The sequence below is a fragment of the Legionella nigrisilvae genome (genome assembly GCF_977063395.2).
Genome location: NZ_CDRUGZ020000022.1, coordinates 206,927 through 226,034, shown reverse-complemented (window position 1 = coordinate 226,034; position 19,108 = coordinate 206,927). Strand labels below are relative to the sequence as shown.

The following is a 19,108-nucleotide window of genomic DNA, read 5'->3' as shown; positions in this document are numbered from 1 at the left end:
GCTCCTATTGTTTTTCAAGGCCAGTCTCATCCATGTGTTTTGTTAGATAAAAAGCTTGAATTAGTACAAAAAGCAGAGTAAAACCAACCCCACCAAATAACTTAAAGTTCACCCAGGCATCCGTATTAAAATTATAGGCAACGTAAATATTTACGGCTCCCATTAAAATAAAAAACAATACCCACGCTGTATTCAGTCTATACCAGATCCGTCCAGGTAGCGTTACATTCGCTTCCATCATTTTTTGGATCAATGGTTTGCTGCCAATGTAACCTGAACTAAAAAAGACTAAAGCTGAGAGCCAATAAATACCGGTTGGCTTCCACTTAATAAACCAGGGATTATGGAAAAAGAGAGTAGCTCCTCCCAAAATCATAATTATTGCAAGGCTGATAATATGCATTTTTTCATAATGCTGGAATTTTAATCTGTAAAAAGCGACCTGACTCACAGAGGCTATCATTGCAATAGCCGTCGCAGTATAGATACCAAAAAATTTGTATACTATAAAGAATAAAACTATAGGAAAAAAATCAAATAGTAATTTCATATAATTTAATGCAATAAAATAAGTTACTTTCAGTATAACACAAGTTTTTGTGCTCACCTCCTTGCTTTATACTAGAAATGCAAAATAATTGTTAGCAGAAGGACATTATGTATTGATTAAAACGATTAGTTCAGTACAAGAACAGATATCGATGAGAAGTCATAAATTCCTTTTGAATTTATAAATTAATTAACCCACTAATATCTTTTGTCCACTATATAAAGGCTCATTCCGGTTGAGGCCAGGGTTTAATGCCATAATACGTTCTATTTTGGTTCTATGTTGTTGAGCTATAGTGCTGAGGCTATCGCCCTTTTTTACAATGTACTGAATGGGTTGGACTACTTTTTTCCAAATTATAAGTTGTTGGCCTTTTTGCAATGATTGGTTGTTTGCTAATTTATTCCAAATTTGAATGTCTTTAGCACTGACGTTATAAGCTTTTATCAGGGTTTGATAGGTCTCATTTTCTTGAACAATGTGAATTACACGTTGATTTTGCGGCATAGCTATTTGATGCGGCACTTGTTGGACAGGAGTAGAGGGCTCTTTTCTAACTATAACAGGAGCGTTTCGAGTGCTCGGAATTAAAAGGAATTGATTGGGCGCTACATGATTGCTCCTGAGTTGATTCAATTGTTTTATTAAATTCACGGTCGTATGATAGCGAACAGCGATATTATCCAAGTTGTCACCGGGTTGTACTATGTGTTTTTCCCAGCTAACCCGTTTTTCTGCAGGCAGATTAGCTAAGTTAAAATTAAATTGATGCACTTTTTCCGCAGGGATAAGTAATTTAATCGGTTTGTTTGGATCGGTAGTCCAACGGTTAAAACCAGGATTTAATTTGATTAATTCTTTATAGCTGATCCCTGCCATTTTGGCCGCATGGTTTAAATCAATTGGACTTCCAATATTTACTTCCACGAAGTAAGGGAGGTAGGGTATCTCAGGTAGCGTCAATTTATATTGTGCTGGACTTTGAATTAGTTCAGCCAAGGCGAGAAGACGAGGAACATAAACTTGAGTTTCTCTAGGCACACTCAAATCCCAAAAACTTAAAGCGCGCCCCCCTGTAGCTTTTATGGCTCGGTCTATAGTTCCTTCACCTGCATCATAAGCTGCTATGGCCAATACCCAATTACCATTGAAGAATTTATTAAGATAGAGAAGATAGTTGAGCGCAGCATCGGTTGAGGAACTAACACTACGTCGCGCATCAAACCACCAATCTTGTTTTAATCCTAAGCCTGCACCGGTTTGAGGCATTAATTGCCATAGTCCAGCGGCACCTGCAACAGAATAAGCAAACGGGTCATAAGCACTTTCAATCATAGGTAACAGGGCCAACTCTCCAGGGAGATTTCTCTTTTTTACTTCATAAATAATATGATAAAGATAGGGTTCAGATTGACGACATACTTTAGTAAGAAAGCCCGGATGAGCTAAAAACCAACGGATTTGCTCCTGTACTTCAGGCCGCGATGTTTCATGGTTTAAGCTAAATTGGGCGCGCAACACTTCCCATGAATCAGCCGCTGCAAACGCTAGAGTATCATTAGTAATACCAAAAAAAATGAGTAGGCAGAATAAAAAAACTTTTGTTTTGAAAAGCTTAAATATCAATGATAATTACCGATGAATAAATTGGTTACTGAGTTTACTAAAATAAACCTCAGGATTAAACCCTTCACTGAGAACGCAACTAATCCTTTTGATAATTATTTAGATGCATGAAACAATCGAGCCTGTTTCGCTGCAATTTTAATACCTTCTTTATTGTGTAACACTCAAGAAAAATATAATATCACCTTGCTCATTGAATAATCAGTGCTTGAATTGATAGCTCTTGTTATAACATGGCATAAATACTCAAATTAGAATAATTACTCAAATTTAGATATTAAAATAAAAGTGATTTGTGGATGCATGATTCAGTTGTTCCTTTTCTTTACATAAAAAAACAGCCTACTTCTTTTTTTTCTGGCTCTGATAAACCAAAATATATGTGGAGTTCTTCTGAGTCTGGGGTAATAAATGATGTAAGTTTTACTTTGCTGAAAAGTGTTTTAAGCTGGTATAAAAATCCATTTACCGAAAAAATTTCTGCTCTAGTACCTAAAGATACTCAAGCCATAAAAAAAAATGACAATAAGCAATTTTGGAAAAGTAGAAAAGGATATATTTCTTTAGAAACTATTGCCGAACTTGATGATATTGGAAATTGGCGGGATAAATCTTTTTTAATCAATATCCTTCTTGATGAATTTAATCTTTATCTCCAAGAAGGTTTTACAATTGGTATAAATTTTCGTGAAATATTTCTTGTGCCGGAGGGTGAAGAGCCACCTTCTCACTTTCGGCCGGGTATCGATCTGTGTGTAAGAAGCCATGTCGAATACAAAGAAATGACGGGACGACTATCTTATCAACTCGGCAAGGCGATATTTTATCGCTATAAACCGTTCATTTCCTCGGATCGTACAAAAGATTCTGTAAATCAAACCATTATTGACTATTACTCCAATAATCCTTTTTGCTCAACTTGGAATAAACCTTATATTGATTACACCACCTCTCTGAAAAATTATCATTTCTTTGATTCTGCTTTTGCCTGTTTTATTGCTTACAAAATGCCTCTCTCCTATGAGTACTTATCAGCGTCTCGTCCCATCTCTAAAGTTGTTGCACTGACATATCCGGTGCAGGTTACCGAACTGTTGCCTTTTTTTCAAAATAGTACAGCGTACGGTAATCAAGAATTCACCATTGTTCTTAAAGGGAGTCAATATAAAGATAAATCCATACGACAAAGTGTTTATGAAGAGATTGCTCAGTTAATAAAAGAAAGCAAGTGTACTTCAATGATACACCTCTTTTTAATAACAAAAGATGATATCGATGCGAATCTACTTTCACTTAAACCTGAATCCCAGGAAAAAAACTCACTCTATGAGTCACTTCCTCAAGATGCGGGATATTACCTCTCTTCAAGCAAACTTCTATCTTTGACCTACAGAAACATCCAATCATTAGCATTATCTTCTGAGTTGTTTGATAAAGAGCTACGAGTGTTGGATAAAGTTTATGAGGGTAGAGCCAAAAAAAAACCAGGAGCTTATATTTATGCGAAAGAAGTGAGCAATAATATACGCAAATCAAAGACAATGACTATTAGCCAACTCAAGTCAAAAGCACGATTATCAGTAACCCAACAACAATCTGTTGCGCAGACCCAAGTGGTTAATCAACAAGTACAAGAGACACATCAGCAGACCTTAAACCAGCAAACCATGCAAAATGTAGCCATTTCTACCCAAATGACTTCAAAATCTTCGTGGGATTTAAAAGTTAATTTAGATAGTTTTTGTAAAAGATTGGAAAGTTGTGCCAAAAAATATTTATCGCAAGTAACTGATGAAGAACAATTATTAAAGCAAGCCGGTTGTCTTACAGAGTTTTATCTTAAGCACCACAGCCGAAGTCAATTTTACAATCAACTTGCCAATGATAAAGGCTTCCGTTTGCAAATGGCTGCTAAATTATTTGGTACCGCATTGGTCTCTAAGCATGATTCATCCTCCTTAGTTAAAATTAAATTACCTCATTATGCCGTTGATAATATTGAAGTTGTGGTAGCTAATTCGTTAATCACTAATATTGAATCAGTACGAGATGGACTGTTTGAAAAATATCGAGAAGTTAAGAATTACTATCTATTTGGGCAGACGATTGATAATTACACACTAGTCTCTTACCGAAGCCATATAATACCCCGTCTTGCTCTTTCTCAATTGTGGAATATGTCTACAACAAGTCAAGAGGAGCACCTTGCGAGACCCTTCGTACCCTCTCTTTCATATAATATATTGCTTAGTGAAGAAGAACTGGCTTCTGTAGAGAGCGGAAAAAAACTAGAGCTCATTGAGTGTGTTGAATCCCTGCTAAAACTGTTCAAACCGCATCCCCCTTGCAATCCTGATGAGATTCGTATTCTTGAACAGCAAATGCTCGTTTTGATACGTTTTTATTGTATGAACCGTAATGAGGAAATTGAGCAAATAGAAGATTTTATAAAATGTTTTCCCACCCATAATGAAGACAATCTAAAAATTCTATTACATGTACTTACTTGCAATCACAAAAAAGGACTGGACTCATTATTAAAATTGTTATCATTTTTAAACGATAGAGGGTTATTAGCTTATTTTTATAAAATTTATTTCCAGTATGCAGTTGATACTTCAGTACTCAAAGAGCTCCTTAACTCTCCCCTAAGATCTATTTTTTTAAGATTAGCGGCACGAATTCCTACAGCAAAATCAAAAGAATCGTGGCCTGATTTTGAACGATTTTGCTTGCACTTAAGTTTATTTGCAGCGCAGAATAATTTCCAACTTGATGCGAATGATTTACGTACGGTCGAAAACTTATGGCATCGTTTATATGCAAAATTTTTAGCATATAGCGGAAACAAAGAAACAGAGGCACAAAAATTATTATCCCAGCTCACATTAAATTTAATAGATGAGCACAGCTTATGCATTGCTCCAGTAAGTAAACTCGACACATTTTGTACGGGTTTAGAATATTTACTTGACCATGCCATGTCAAAGCAGATGTTGGAAGAACAAATTGAAGAAATTAAAGGGATTTCCCTGTTACCCATGGATGCACCTTATGCTTGTGAATGGAATGGATTTCGTCTTGTATCTTCTGAAATGCAGATTTATTCCTCAGCAATCAACCCTGAAAATAAAGCTTATTCAATTTCCCCGGATGAACTCTTACAAATTATGTCCTCTCATCAACGAGGGAAGGATGATCTTAAAGTAGCTGTCTTTCGATATTTGGGTACGCAAAACTTACGTGAACATCTTAGTTTTTATAGAAACCTATACCAGTCACTGACTCAAAAAGCGATAGAGCCGAACGAGATGGATATTGCAGAACTGTTATTCAGCTTCTATGTTATTCAGTTTACTGGGAAAGGATATTATCGGGATATTGATAAAGAAAAATTCACAAACCAATTAATTCTCTTTTTAAAGAACCAAAATTTATACCATTTATTTCCAACTCAGAAAGTTTATTCACTCATAGACGATTTATTTCTTTCATTAAGTCAATCAACAACCGACAAACTAAAAGGAACTGTCAGCATATGGTGTCTCTGGCGAGAACAGCAAAATTTTTCTCATAAGATAACAAAACCAATTCCCGAAATTTTCCTAAGGAAATTTTCAAGAAACAACATAGAGCATTTTTTATTAACGCAAAAAGAAAATTTAATTCAGTCACTCCCTGATATAAATGATGTTGGTGAGAATGCCTGGTCACTCATCAATGTTTGGTGTGATGAATTAAATAGCTCCCCAGAATATAAAAAAATTGTTAGGCATTACCTAATGACGCTTTATCCAGAGATGGATATGGGAATTTTATTGAGGGATATTGATAAGATTGCTGTGTTTTTACATTCCATTACTTCAGTTTACCAAATGAACTCGAGAAGTTTAATTTATCTTGTCTTTGATCAATTTCTTGATAAAACCCCGAACAAAGAAGCCTTCTTTTCTCTCAGTGAACTTGTAATGAATGAGATGGCGAAACATCAGAATCCAGCGTCAAAAGATAAGTTAACCAACAGTTTCTTACTGATTCTTAGGAATAGTTCACAACTTTACCAAGGACTCCCACAAACAAAGGATTTAATAAGTCTTCTCCTGGATACTTTTTTCAAAATGGAGATTACAGAAAGCCCTAAATTACTGTTCACTCTAATGGAAATTTTATTGCCATTAGGGATGGACGAAGCTCAGCAACTTTTTAAAAAGCTTCTTCCTATGGTTGCTAGTGAAGAAGGGAGGAAATTTCTAAAGTTTCACTCTGATTTAAATACAACTCAACTCAAAGAAATAATACTATTTGCACAAAAAGTGAAATCCACTGCACTTGCCTTGAGTGCCCTGGAATGGCTTTTTCAACAGGGTCTTTCCAAAGAATTGACTGGAATGACTTCATTGTTTGAGCAAAAGGATGAGGAAGATATCCGTTGCTTATTGCTTCTTGGTCAAATCCTTTATCAGAAAAAAGATAAATCGCTACTGACTCAATTGCATAAGTTAAATAATAAACCCATACAGGTTTTAAAGAAGATTGTATCTCTTTATCAGCTAAAAACTGCAAATGCAGAAGAAGTAGTCGAATTATTGAGCACATCTTCCTTAGAGGAAGGAATTGCATTATTTTTGCGTAAAAAATATCAACACAATCTCGAGCGATACGACTACCATTCTGAAAGAGTAAGAGAACACATAGCCCAAATTAAATTAAAATCTCCGGAAAGTGATGCCGATTTACCATTGAGCCATCAGGAACAAGAAGAGTTATGGCATGACTATCAATTTTTAATGTCCTTTCTGGCAAAGAAGACTATCAAAATTAATTTTCGGGGATCCAATAAAGAAGTCACTATTAATGAGTTGACTGAGAAAGAGTTTCAGCTTTTATTTAAGGAACTCCAAGAACAAATTAAAAATGGACTAAATGTCCATCGTAACCAATTACTCTTAATTGCTTTAAGCGCTGAAGCTCTTTATAGAACTACAAACAAGTTTCCTCGTCATACTCAAATATTAACTCTTCTCAAACATCTTCACCATCCAGGTAACATCATACATGAAATTAAAACTGGAGAAGGGAAGAGTATCGTTGCTGCAATGCATGCTGTTCTATTATGTGGGAATGGTCGGACGGTTGATATTGTCACCGAAAATGAGCAATTAGCTAAAAATGCTCTGGAGAAATTTGCGCCATTTTATCAGTATTTGGGAATACCTCATGGAACGAGCATTATATCAGCGCAAAGCACCCATTCGGAATATATCCCTAATGGGATCAACTATTCGACGGCATCTGATTTGTCTTTATTTCGTATGCGGATGGCTTTGGAGAAAAGAGCAATGCCAACCAATCCCTCCCTAATTGGGGATGAGATTGATGCAACCTTAACTTCAACAGTGCAATTTCGTTTGGCAGCACCAATAGATTTTATATCTAATGATACGAAATTTTGCCACCAAATGAATCAATTGGTCCTTGATTTTGTCAAAGAAAAGGAGATCTATTTAAATAACCCATGCAGCCAAACGGACGATATCCTTAATTTAAAAAATTATTTTATTGCCAAGAATCCTAGTAAAGAATTTCTTGATTTTACCCAAAAAGTTTCTGATGAGATTTTAGGGATATTAATTGAATCAGCGATGATAGCTCAGGAGCTGGAAGAAAATGAAGATTATTATATTGTTAAAAAGAAGGATAGCAAAAATGAATACTTCTATGCCGCCCCAATTATTGCCAGCACTAAAAGACCAGCTCCCTATGTAAACTATTCTGATTATGTTCAACAGTTGTTGCATACCTTACTCAATAATAAACAACCACCTCCAGCTTATCCATTCAAAATAGAACCAAATACAGAAACGATCCTTGCCACTAGTTCCAAAAATTTTTTTGACTATTATCGATTACATGAAGGCCCTATAATTGGTTTGACTGCAACCGCAGGAGCCTGTGTAGAACGTGCTGAGTTTTTTGAACAACAGGGTTTAGTAGCATACAGTTATCCTTCCTTTTACCCAGATCGGTCTACAGATTTGGGATTAATAACGGTATTTGGAAAAGAGCCACTTCTTCAAAAAACATTCGAATGGATTAAACAACACAAACAACAAAATCCCACTCAACCTATTTTGTTAATTACGCGTTCACCGCAAGCTACTGAGCAATTCAAGAATTTTATTATGTCTCAAACGGACTGGAAAATTCAGAGTTATCATGGCCTCGAAGATGCAGGAAAATCAGAAGAAAACATTATTTATACAGCTGGAAAAGATGATGTTCTCACTGCTGCAAATCAAAGCCTGGCTCGGGGTGCAGATATTGATCCTGACTATGAGTATGGTTTATTAGCCATCAATACATGTACTGATTTAACACCGAGCGAATTGCGTCAAATTCAAGGAAGAGCTGCTCGTAATGGAAAACCTGGACAATTCATTTCGATCATTGATGCACAGAACCTAGGTTCTCCTTCTGACTCCGCCGAATCTTTGGCGGCTGCTTATAAAAGACATCAACTCGATATTAGTATATCTCAACAAAAAATGCGTGCAAAAAGTCGCTTATTGGAGGAGTCTCGTTATTGTATAGTGAGTCATCTTCTCAAACTACGTGAAGCTGCTGACAAAATATTAGCATCTCAATTTGGGGAAGAGCATTCTATTGCGGATCATCAACAATTAATGCGTTCCTTGAGTTCATTGAATCGGAGAGCAGAAAAACATTATGCAAAGTTATTGGAGCAACACTCTGAAATAGATGATGAAACAACCAATGAATTTCTTTTCACACTAATTAATGATTACCAGCAGGTCTTGGACAATTGGCTTCCAGAAGATCAATTTAGTCAGATGCAATTCGTCCAACCATCGATTCCACTTGAATCCTTGAAAATGCTTTCACTAAAGTTGCAAAAAACTTCAGTGGGGCAATTACGGAATTTTGCCGAAATTTTTCACCGCAAATGGAAATTAGATGGACATAAACAAACCAAACAACACTTGGATAGTTTGGATGAATTAGCGGAGCTGTTTGAGCCTTATTTTAAAAAGAGATGTAGCTTTAAGTTTGCACTGGGGCATGCATTGAATCAAAAGGAGCTTCTTGAAACAGAAAAAATAAACGCTCAATTTACTGTTATTAAAGAAAGTATTGATGAAATGCTGGAGTTTGCCCAATCCATTCCTGTAATTGGTAAATTAGTTCCTGTCGTAAGTATCAGAACATATGTGGAGCAGTACCTTGATGTAACTAAAAATCAAATTCGAGAAAAAAAATGGGATGAGATAAGTCCTCCGACCATAGATATTTCTAGTATCACTAATTGGTTTCAAGGAGTAAGTCAAATACTTTCCGTGGGCTCCATTTTAATTGGAGGACCAATGTCTTTTGTTATAAAACGTTTTATCATACCCACTATATTGGGATGGATAAAAAAAGCGCTTAAACGTAGTTTTGCAAATTCAGAATCACTGGTTGCACAAATACTTATTGGTATCGATGACATAGGCAATGATTTATCGGAAGCAATTAATGCCCTTACTACTTTAGATAAAGAAAAAAATATTACAGTAGGACTCTTATTAGATAAGTTTGGCCCGTTGTTAAGAAATAAAGCACTTCTGTTGGCTTTATCAAAATATTTGGAGCTTATTGAAAAGCCGCAATACATTCCATGGTTGGAAGCTATTCCGGATGTACTGGCTATGTTTGAACGTTATCGAAACAATAAACCTGATGAGTTGCTGAAAGTTAATACTGTAATGTTGTTTTTAAAACAGGCCGCAAGTTCAAAGTTGATTTTAAAAGTACTTAAAAATAGCTCGTATCACGAAAGTTTCCAGCGATTAAGTCAGTTAGACTCAAGATTTGTAAACCAAATGAGTACCCTTTCTTTTACTGATTTTATCAAATTAATCAGGATTGCCGCTCATCCCAATTTCTTTATATTAATGGAAAAACTCCCGGAAAAAACTACCTTTGTAGAATTGGCCCAATGGTTAGAATCCATCCCAGAGGATCTGCCCAATGAGACTCGACAAACGATTCAAGAGCTCCTGGATTACCAAAGAAATCATGAACGAATTGCTGAAGAAAATAAGCAAAATATACTAAATTTACGTAAAAAAAGTTATTTAACACTTAGTAAGTTTAAAGACGAACTTGAAAAATTGAAGCCTGTGTTCAAACCAGGGGGATTAAAGCCAGAGCCAGAGGTTAAAGATTCTTCTAAACCTTTTGACATGAAGAACTTGGTCTTTCTATTGGCAGTAGCAGCATTTATAAGTTATAGTGTTTTATATTTTTCTATTCCCATTGCATTAGTAAGTTTGGCTCTTGCTGCGTGGATACTCGCTCCCACCGTTCTCAATCATTTTTCACAACAAGAAAATGAACTTGTAAAATCATCGGAAAATTCCTTATCTTCGGAAGATGTTCCTTCATTTATCTTAAAGGAAGACCTTAAATCACAGTTAATAACAGGTAAAACAAATAATATTGTACGTGAAGTGAAAGAAAGCACACTCTCTGGTATTGGAGAGGCAAAATTAGGTTTTTTTAGAGGAAAAATACAAAAAAATGAAAAAGGAATAATGGAGAATAAATTACCTCCCACATCTATCGATCAAGAATTACAAGTACAGCAATTGATAGGGCATGCTTCGTTGTCATCTCGATAAACCATTCAAAGTTTATTAAAATACGTTTTTTTCTTCTCTTAAGATTCTAAATATTTCAAACGAATTTTTTGATGCTGCTCCATGTGCGAGTGCATATTTATGTACTTCAGGTTCATCGGTACGTAAAAAAGGATTAATTAATAATTCGAGTTCTAATGTCGATGGAAGGGTGCAGGCTCGGGGTGAATTATGTATGTTGTTTAAGTATTGTTGAATCACCTGGTTATTAGGTTCCACTGTTTGAGCGAAGCGTAAATTCTGTTCTGTGTACTCATGGGCGCAAAATATTTTTGTGGTAGGTGGTAAGGTTTTGAAAAGATGCAATGATTGATGTAATTGTTCCATTGTTCCGTCAAAAACACGGCCACAGCCCGCAGAAAAAAGGGTATCCCCACAAAATAATAATCCCTTACTTGACTCATAATAACTAATATGACTTGAGGTATGTCCCGGATTGAATAAAATTGTGAAAAAACATTGTCCGATTCGAAGGGATTGATGTTCACATAGCCTATTATTTACATTCGGAATGCGAGGATCGTTTGGACCATAAACAACACATGAGGGATAGACTTTGAGTAATTGACTTACTCCTCCAATATGATCATGATGATGGTGAGTTAGCAGAATAGAATCCAATTGCAGTTGGTGTGTATGAGCAAATTGCACTACTGGTTCTGCATCACCAGGATCGACACAATCAAATGTTCCTGCAGCTTTATCAATAATTGCCCAAATGTAATTATCGGAAAAAGCAGGAATAGGGTAGATATTCATGAATAAGCCTCAATGAGAAAAGAGGAACTACCTGAATTAAAATAAGTTTTAAGGGTATTTAAGACTGTTTTCATTTCTTCTGCTAAAGTGAAGGGTGGATTAATTATCCATAGACCACAACCCCCCATACCGTTCATTGGTGTTGAAGTCAGATTGAATTCAATACGTAGCGCATTTGTGGGATTGATTTCTTTCATCCCTCTATTAAGTCTATCATTTAGTTTTTTATCGACCAATGGATACCAAAGACAAAATACACCTGTAGCAAAACGAGAATAAGCATGTTTAATTGCAAGAGGAATCTCTTTATATTCTTCTTTTATTTCAAATGAAGGATCAATAAAAATTAATCCTCTCTTTTCTGGGGGGGGAAGTAGTGCTTTCATCGCTGCGATACCGTCAGTATTGCTGAAATGTACTTTTTTATTCATGCACTTAAGCTGACTTAGAGCTTCGAACTCTCTAGGATGAAGCTCACAAAAATACATCCTGTCCTGCATGCGGAGCATGTTAATCGCGAGGAACGGTGAACCCGGATAATATCGCAATGAATGAGTAGAGTTGATTTGATTGAGCGATTGAAAATAGTTTTGAAAAACAGAGGGCAGGGATTGTCGGTCATGCCAAATTAATTGAATGCCTTGTTTGTATTCCTGAGTTTTTTCAGCTTGCTTATTCTTTAAATCATACAACCCTTTCCCGGAATGAGTTTCAAGATAAAATAGAGGTTTATCTTTACGCGTTAAGTAATCCAAAAGATGGGTTAAAACGATATGTTTGATGACATCCGCAAAATTTCCTGCATGATATCCGTGTTGATAACTGAGCATGGTGTTCCTAAAACATTTTTATAATTGTCTACTATACTCTTTTTAAGAGAGTATAAAAGGGGAAATCTATGGATCTTCACGAAGACTATGATGACCAATCATTCTCTGATTATAATTACGATGATGATATCGAATCTACAGCTCATCGAAAAAATGTTAGACGTATGCTTGAGGAGAAATTGGAGCGTAAACGTTTAAAAGAGGAATTTAAAGATGATTTCGATGAGTTGAGCGGAGATTTTGACTGGGATATTTTAGATAAGTAATTGAGCCTCTCTTACTGATGCTCAAATGAAAAACGCTTTGAAACAACATGCGGTGTATCTTATTATCACAAGAAAAGTCGTCTATTGATGAACTAATGTGGCTGCTTTTAGGGTATTTTCGAGTAATGTGACTATGGTCATTGGTCCTACGCCACCTGGTACGGGGGTTATCCATGAGACTTTGTTTACGGCATTTTTAAAATCTATATCACCTCTAATGCTGCCATCTGCGAGTCTATGGATGCCTACATCAATGATGATCTGTTTTTTACTAAGCCATTCACAATCAATAACATCCATTTTTCCTGTGGCTATAATGACAATATCAGCAATACGCACAAATTTTTCTAATTCTTGAGTGAATTTATGGGCGATAGTTACTGTCGCTCCAGCAAGGAGTAATTCTAAACTCATAGGGCGTCCGACAATATTAGACGCACCAATAATCAGAGCATGTTTCCTTTTCACTTCAATTTGGTAATGTTGTAAGAGGTGCATTATGCCAAGAGGCGTACATGGACGTAATAATGGGTTACGTTGTGCCAGTCGGCCCAAATTATAAGGATGAAAGCCATCAACATCTTTTTCTGGTTTGATATGTTCAATAATCACACTTTCGTTTATATGCTTCGGTAAAGGCAGCTGGATGAGGATCCCATCAATTTGATCAGAGCCGTTTAATTCATCAATTAGTTTGATAAGTTCTTTCTGGGTTGTTTTTTCTGGCAGATCGTAGGAATGGGAAATTATACCTACTTCCAAACATGCTTTACGCTTATTGGCAACGTAGACAGTAGAAGCAGGATCGTTGCCAATGAGAACTACAGCAAGACCGGGGGCGCGATGATATCTTTGTACATAATCATGCACATGGTGTTTTAGTTCTTCTCGACGAAGAGAGGCGACAACCTTTCCTTCAATCAATGATGCTGACATAGTTACCCATAAGAAAAGCAAGGTAATAAATTATGAATTAGAGGTAGGGGTAATGCAATAGATTAATGATGTCTGAAGTAATTATCCAGAATTTTAAAGATACTTACCCCGTTTTTAATTTAATATTTTAGGTCCTAGTTCAAACCTTTGTCCTTAACGTGTTGTAGAGCCAAGCGATTAGAAAGCTACTAATAAATGTACTAATAAATACTCCGACTGCACCAAGAACGCATTGAAGTAAGGAAAGATCATAGGTCATGTATACTGTCCCCATTACCCCAGTAAAGGGTTTGCCTTTATTAAAAATTAAAATCATCAATCCCATGAAGAATGTAGAGATTCCCGATAGAGCGCCAAGAGATACTCCTAAAGCAATTGGATCTATTTTGCCGAATTTCATATAGTTACCTATTATTTTCCAAATAATTCGTACCATTATTCATTATTATGATTGTTATGTGAAGCATCTTACTTTATGCAAGAAGGATTAAAAATTGAGTATATTTTGTTCAGGAAAGCCATGGTTAAATTACTAAAAGTTTTGCTAGAGAGCATGATTGACTCATAAGCTTGCTATCTCTATACTGAAATCCCTTTGATTTTAAGGTAAATATCGTGGAAGAACTTAGTGAATTACTTAGACCATCTTGGGGTGCAGAAAAATGGATTTTAGAAGGATGGAACAAGATTACCGCAGATGAGAAACAACTCATTAAAAATAGAATAGATGAGTTATTTTGCGATGGTTTACCTTTTGAACTTCAATCTGACAAGCTATTTTATATTTACACGTTTTCACTTTTAGCACAGCTCGAAGTATTGGCAGTTCAAATTCCCCTGAAATTTGAATCAAAAATGTCAACCGTTGAATACAGAGAGCGTATGCGTCAACAATTGCTTGACGAAATATTTCATGGCTTAGTATTCACTAAAATCGTTTACATGCTTTGTGCTCCATATGCTTCGCCACCTCCTTACAGCCCACATATTGAAATCATTTGCAACTTTATTCGAGCAGAAAGCTGCCCTAAAGTAGCAATTATGTTGCTTAACCTCATTGGTGAAGGATGGATTGAGGAAATTTTTGAAAGTTTACACCGCTATGGTGTTGCACCAAAAGTGTTCACCACAATTCTCGAAGATGAGCATCGTCATGTGTGTGAAGCAGATTTATATCGTGATATTGGCATGCCAGATGTTGAGCAAATAAAACCGAAAATTGCTTATCTGGAAGAACAATTAATCACCAATATTTTTATGCAATATAAATATATGTCTTCTGTTTGTGCTTTGTTGGGTGTTGATGGAGTGATGCATTTTAAAGAATCATTGAATAACAAACATACTCAGCAGCTAAATAAAGTCAATCTTGAACCCAGTGAAAATTGGAAAAATTTCATGGAATTTGCAGATGAACTTTTGCCCAGAGTTCGAAATTATACTGAGTCAAATCGCGAAGTTGAGATGACTCCAATTCGCAAAGCACTCATGACGCAGTGGGATAATCCTAGCGATCCAACTATGACTGGGCAGTTTAGTATCGATGTCTCATGTCTTGATTTTTTTAATAAAAAATTTGCCTCAGAGACATTAACTACTTTAATGTTGCAGGCAGTTAGTTCCTGGATGACTTTATCGGATTCATTTAGAAATTATTTGAGTTTTAGAAAAATTTTTCAAACGAAAGAAGCTTATGTCGGTCTTGTTGTCTTGCTACCGGGATGTGGGGATCATTTAGGTACAATTGTTTTCGAAAATTGTCATAATCTTAGCTTTTATGAGTTATCTGCAAAAATTCGCGCCATAGTCGGCATGATGGTTTATTGCTATAAAAAACGTGAACAATTAGAAAAAACAAATCCACGTGTACAGCAACTTATGAAAGATATGGTTTATGAATATGCATATAACACTTATCCCTATCCTCTAGCAGGAACACCGTATATTTCGTTAAGTAATATTGGCGTTTTTGGCTATACCCAATCTATGGCCCCCCTTCGTAAAACTGAGTCCATGCGCTTTACTATAATGGAAGTTGATCGAAGACCTATTTGGCAACATGAAACTGAGTCATTTGTACCTAAGGATATGTTGCCTGTATCAATCAGCGCTGATCATCGTATTTTTGATGGTAATTCGACCGTACCTAAAATGGTTGAAGAAAGGTTCCAGGCTATGTTTGCTAAAATGTGCAAGGAAAAGCCTAAATCAAAACAACCATCGCATCAGCATGAACAATTAGAGTTACTTATAGATCAATTGATTGAAACTAATGTTGAAATGGGATACAAGACTTTAATGCTACTTCAAACCTGTTGGTTTGATTTTATTTCCATTGAAGACTGTTATACTGCATCCCATTATCATGGGATACAAGATTACACTCAGGAACCCACCCTTATCTAATGTAATCGAGTAAAAAGTTATATACCCAAGCAGCAATATAACTACTAACAAAAGTGTTCATAAGTACTATGCCTGCACCTAGACCCGCATTAGCCACGGAAGGAGTATATGAAAGATATATACTTCCAACCATGGCTACAAAGGGTTTACCTGTATAAAAAACAAAAGCCGCCAAACCCATAAAAAATGAAGCAAGTGCTGATAGAATACTAATAGAAATACTTAAAGCAAGTGGGTTTATTTTGCTGAATTCCATGATTTTTATCCTATTTTTAATAATAATTCATGCTATTATTAATTATTCCTTTTGAGATGGGAAGCTCAATTTTATTAGAAATTTTATAGAGATAGCCATGGACTCTTGTCTGCATTACAAGTAGAGTTATCAAATTAATAATGCATTTTAATAGAGCTTTGCTTCGTGAGCCAAGTAGAATATTTTAAAATGGAAGAATTCTATGTAAGATGCTCATAAGAACGCTAATTACTTGAATGGATTAGTAAAGAATGTTAATTTTTTTTAAACTAATTTCCTGTCTTCAACCCCAAAGGGCATGGAGCTCTGATTGAAAAAAACGGTTTTATTCTCATCTCTATTTTCCCTTACTTTGCCAATAAGTGCGTACACTTTAGGTTTGGGTGAAATGAAAGTAGAATCAGCGTTAGACCAGCCTTTTCTGGCTGAGATTGAATTACTTGATGTACACGATGTTTCTTTGTCAGGTATCAAAGTAGGACTTGCGGATCCACAAAGCTATCGAAGTCTAGGTATTGAGCAATCTGAAATAATTGGTTCTCTTTTCTTTGATATTAGAAAAAATAAACAGGGAAAATTCGTGGTGGTGGTTCATTCAACCGACCGAATGACGGACCCTTATATGCAACTTGTGGTTGATTTGATCTGGTCTAAAGGGCAAATTAATAAAGTTTATACAGTATTGTTGGATCCACCTGGCTATAAACTAGCAAGTACCACTGCACAAAGCGGTTTAACCTATCAGAGAAAATTTACAAGTTATCATCAAAATGCAACGAGTTCGACTAAAAAATATCGTGAAGTAAGTCATGTTGTACAGAAGAAAAAAGCAGTATATGGCCCGACAGTATCTAATGAAAATGTCTGGCAAATTGCACAAAGATATAAAACTTCTGATGCTATTTTACCGCAAATTGTTCTTGCAATTGTGGGTGCAAATCCAGATGCCTTTACGGATGGAAATTTAAACGGATTAAAAACGGGAGTTCGCCTTAAAGTTCCTTCTGATAAAGATTTTCAGGAAGTTCCTGCTGACTTAGCTACAGTTGAAGTAATGGCTCATGACAAAGCATGGAACGAAAAAACATCAATTAATCATGTATTAGCTCCGCCTTATATAACAGGACAAGCCTCCAGTGCAGCCTCTGAGTACTCACAAATACCTCCGGTGCCAAAGTTTTCTGATGTTTCAACTTTGATGCCCAGTCAAACATTGTCTCGATTTACTGTGCCCAGTTCCATTCCGTCCTTGGATACTAAAAAACAAGTAAGTCCCGAGCAGAATAGAACATTGAAGGCTGAAATATCAATTACATCTGCTGCAGTAGATTCTTTGAGGGAATCTAATGCACTATTAACAGAACAACTTAGTTTATTACAAACACAAAATAAAAAATTACAAAAACAATTAGATATACGGGATCATGAGCTTCAATTAATTCGTAATCAAATTCAAACTATGATGAAAGAGCGGATAGCCATTGCAGGACAAAGCAGCTCCATGAACAATTCAGATCCATCCTATGAGTTTTGGATGTTATTCCTTTTATTGTTTGTAGCGGGAGGGACAAGTGGTGCTGCTGCATATTTTTATTTTAAATGGCGTGATCAAGGAAAAAAAGCCAAGAGTTCAGTCACTAATACTCCACCCATCATACATTCTACTCCAACTCAACCAACTATTGGTGCAGATGAGCAACTCATTACGAAAGAACCCTTACAGGAATTTAAAGCTGAATCTCAATTAAAATCTGGGCCTGAGACAGAATTGAAGCCTGAGCCTAAATTAAAGCCTAAGTCTGAATTAAAGGCTGAGCCTGAGTTAAAGCCTGAGCCTGAGTTAAAGTCTGAGTTAAAGCCTGAGTTAAAGCCTGAGCCTGAGTTAAAGTCTGAGCCTGAGTTAAAGTCTGAGCCTGAGTTAAAGGCTGAGCCTGAGTTAAAGTCTGAGCCTGAGTTAAATCATGAGCCTGAGTTAAAGGCTGAGCCTGACTTAAATCCTGAGCCTGAGTTAAAGGCTGAGCCTGACTTAAATCCTGAGCCTGAGTTAAATCCTGAGCCTGAGTTAAATCCTGAGCCTGAGTTAAATCCTGAGCCTGAGTTAAATCCTGAGCCTGAGTTAAATCCTGAGCCTGAGTTAAATACTGAGCCTGAGTTAAATCCTGAGCCTGAGTTCAAGTCTGAGCCTGAGTTAAAGTCTGAGCCTGAGTTAAAGCCTGAGTCTGAGTTAAAGTCTGAGCCTGAGTTAAAGCCTGAGCCTGAGTTAAAATTTGAAACAGAGATAAAAACTTCGCCTAATGTAGAGAATGCTACTAAGTCTCAATTATTGGCAACAGATGAAGAGCACTTGTTGGAAATTATACCTACGGAAAAGAAACTTGAATCATCTAAGCAAACTGATGAGGGCACAAAAAATAAACCGCAAGAGGATAATTTACTTGAGTTTGAATCGGGCTTACATCATGAACTTACATCCAAGTCGCCTGCTAAAGAAGAGAATTCTCAAGAACATATTGATGAAGACAATGGTTTAGATTTTACTCTTTCATCCTCTGATGATGAAATTCAAACCCCGAAGAAAGAAGAGAATAATGATCTCTCGCTGTTAAAAAATAAAAAGGCTTTAGATACCCTTTTAGCACTGGCAAAAACTTATATAGGAATGGAAGATATAGAATCCGCATTGCATTCATTAAATGAAGTTATGGAGCATGGGACTAAGTCTCAAAAAGAAGAAGCACAACGCTTAATTGATGAAATCAAAGGAAAATCTTAAATTTACT

Annotated in this window: 11 protein-coding genes; 4 read left to right on the top strand and 7 right to left on the bottom strand. The window is 36.1% G+C overall.

Annotated features, from left to right (window positions below; genetic code table 11):
* Nucleotides 1-4: 4 nt before the first annotated feature.
* Both ACWTE2_RS14135 and ACWTE2_RS14130 read right to left on the bottom strand, forming a co-directional pair.
* Nucleotides 5-550 (bottom strand): septation protein A, encoded by a 546-nt coding sequence (locus ACWTE2_RS14135; RefSeq protein ID WP_182393636.1) that lies wholly within the window; start codon nucleotides 548-550, stop codon nucleotides 5-7.
* Between the two features lie 189 nt (nucleotides 551-739).
* Complete coding sequence (locus ACWTE2_RS14130; protein ID WP_454785989.1) at nucleotides 740-2,173, bottom strand: lytic transglycosylase; 1,434 nt, start codon at nucleotides 2,171-2,173, stop codon at nucleotides 740-742.
* A 302-nt stretch (nucleotides 2,174-2,475) separates the two neighbouring features.
* Here ACWTE2_RS14130 and ACWTE2_RS14125 point away from each other — a divergent pair, with 302 nt between their 5' ends.
* A complete protein-coding gene (locus ACWTE2_RS14125; RefSeq protein WP_454785844.1) occupies nucleotides 2,476-10,857 on the top strand; it encodes a preprotein translocase subunit SecA in 8,382 nt (2,793 codons plus the stop codon).
* Nucleotides 10,858-10,872: 15 nt separating this feature from the next.
* Here ACWTE2_RS14125 and gloB read toward each other — a convergent pair whose 3' ends face one another.
* Nucleotides 10,873-11,634, bottom strand: coding sequence for a hydroxyacylglutathione hydrolase (gloB, locus tag ACWTE2_RS14120; protein ID WP_454785843.1), 762 nt, complete (start codon nucleotides 11,632-11,634; stop codon nucleotides 10,873-10,875).
* Nucleotides 11,631-12,464, bottom strand: coding sequence for a 23S rRNA (adenine(2030)-N(6))-methyltransferase RlmJ (locus tag ACWTE2_RS14115; protein ID WP_182393305.1), 834 nt, complete (start codon nucleotides 12,462-12,464; stop codon nucleotides 11,631-11,633). Before ACWTE2_RS14115 ends, gloB begins: the two co-directional genes overlap by 4 nt.
* Before the next feature lie 68 nt (nucleotides 12,465-12,532).
* Between ACWTE2_RS14115 and ACWTE2_RS14110 the strand changes: the two genes are divergently transcribed.
* Nucleotides 12,533-12,730, top strand: a complete 198-nt coding sequence (locus ACWTE2_RS14110) for a PA3496 family putative envelope integrity protein (protein WP_182393306.1) — start codon at nucleotides 12,533-12,535, stop codon at nucleotides 12,728-12,730.
* Nucleotides 12,731-12,811: 81 nt separating this feature from the next.
* Here the strand turns inward: ACWTE2_RS14110 and folD are convergent, their stop codons facing one another.
* On the bottom strand, nucleotides 12,812-13,666 hold the full coding sequence (gene folD / locus ACWTE2_RS14105) for a bifunctional methylenetetrahydrofolate dehydrogenase/methenyltetrahydrofolate cyclohydrolase FolD (RefSeq protein WP_454785842.1): 855 nt from the start codon (nucleotides 13,664-13,666) through the stop codon (nucleotides 12,812-12,814).
* Between the two features lie 139 nt (nucleotides 13,667-13,805).
* Nucleotides 13,806-14,066, bottom strand: coding sequence for a hypothetical protein (locus tag ACWTE2_RS14100; RefSeq protein ID WP_182393308.1), 261 nt, complete (start codon nucleotides 14,064-14,066; stop codon nucleotides 13,806-13,808).
* A gap of 215 nt (nucleotides 14,067-14,281) precedes the next feature.
* Between ACWTE2_RS14100 and ACWTE2_RS14095 the strand changes: the two genes are divergently transcribed.
* Entirely contained in the window at nucleotides 14,282-16,072 is a 1,791-nt protein-coding gene (locus ACWTE2_RS14095) for a 2-oxo acid dehydrogenase subunit E2 (protein ID WP_454785841.1), read from the top strand.
* On the opposite strand, the gene ACWTE2_RS14090 is transcribed toward ACWTE2_RS14095, so the two are convergent.
* A complete protein-coding gene (locus ACWTE2_RS14090) occupies nucleotides 16,065-16,328 on the bottom strand; it encodes a hypothetical protein (RefSeq protein WP_182393310.1) in 264 nt (87 codons plus the stop codon). The genes ACWTE2_RS14095 and ACWTE2_RS14090 overlap by 8 nt on opposite strands.
* Before the next feature lie 310 nt (nucleotides 16,329-16,638).
* Between ACWTE2_RS14090 and ACWTE2_RS14085 the strand changes: the two genes are divergently transcribed.
* Nucleotides 16,639-19,101 (top strand): FimV/HubP family polar landmark protein, encoded by a 2,463-nt coding sequence (locus ACWTE2_RS14085; RefSeq protein WP_454785840.1) that lies wholly within the window; start codon nucleotides 16,639-16,641, stop codon nucleotides 19,099-19,101.
* The last annotated feature ends 7 nt before the right edge of the window (nucleotides 19,102-19,108 follow it).

Excerpts from the sequence above, each read along its gene's own strand:
- ACWTE2_RS14135 (WP_182393636.1), bottom strand. The coding sequence starts at position 550 with ATGAAATTACTATTTGATTTTTTTCCTATAGTTTTATTCTTTATAGTA.
- ACWTE2_RS14125 (WP_454785844.1), top strand. The coding sequence starts at position 2,476 with ATGCATGATTCAGTTGTTCCTTTTCTTTACATAAAAAAACAGCCTACT.
- gloB (WP_454785843.1), bottom strand. The coding sequence starts at position 11,634 with ATGAATATCTACCCTATTCCTGCTTTTTCCGATAATTACATTTGGGCA.
- ACWTE2_RS14115 (WP_182393305.1), bottom strand. The coding sequence starts at position 12,464 with ATGCTCAGTTATCAACACGGATATCATGCAGGAAATTTTGCGGATGTC.
- ACWTE2_RS14110 (WP_182393306.1), top strand. The coding sequence starts at position 12,533 with ATGGATCTTCACGAAGACTATGATGACCAATCATTCTCTGATTATAAT.
- folD (WP_454785842.1), bottom strand. The coding sequence starts at position 13,666 with ATGTCAGCATCATTGATTGAAGGAAAGGTTGTCGCCTCTCTTCGTCGA.
- ACWTE2_RS14100 (WP_182393308.1), bottom strand. The coding sequence starts at position 14,066 with ATGAAATTCGGCAAAATAGATCCAATTGCTTTAGGAGTATCTCTTGGC.
- ACWTE2_RS14090 (WP_182393310.1), bottom strand. The coding sequence starts at position 16,328 with ATGGAATTCAGCAAAATAAACCCACTTGCTTTAAGTATTTCTATTAGT.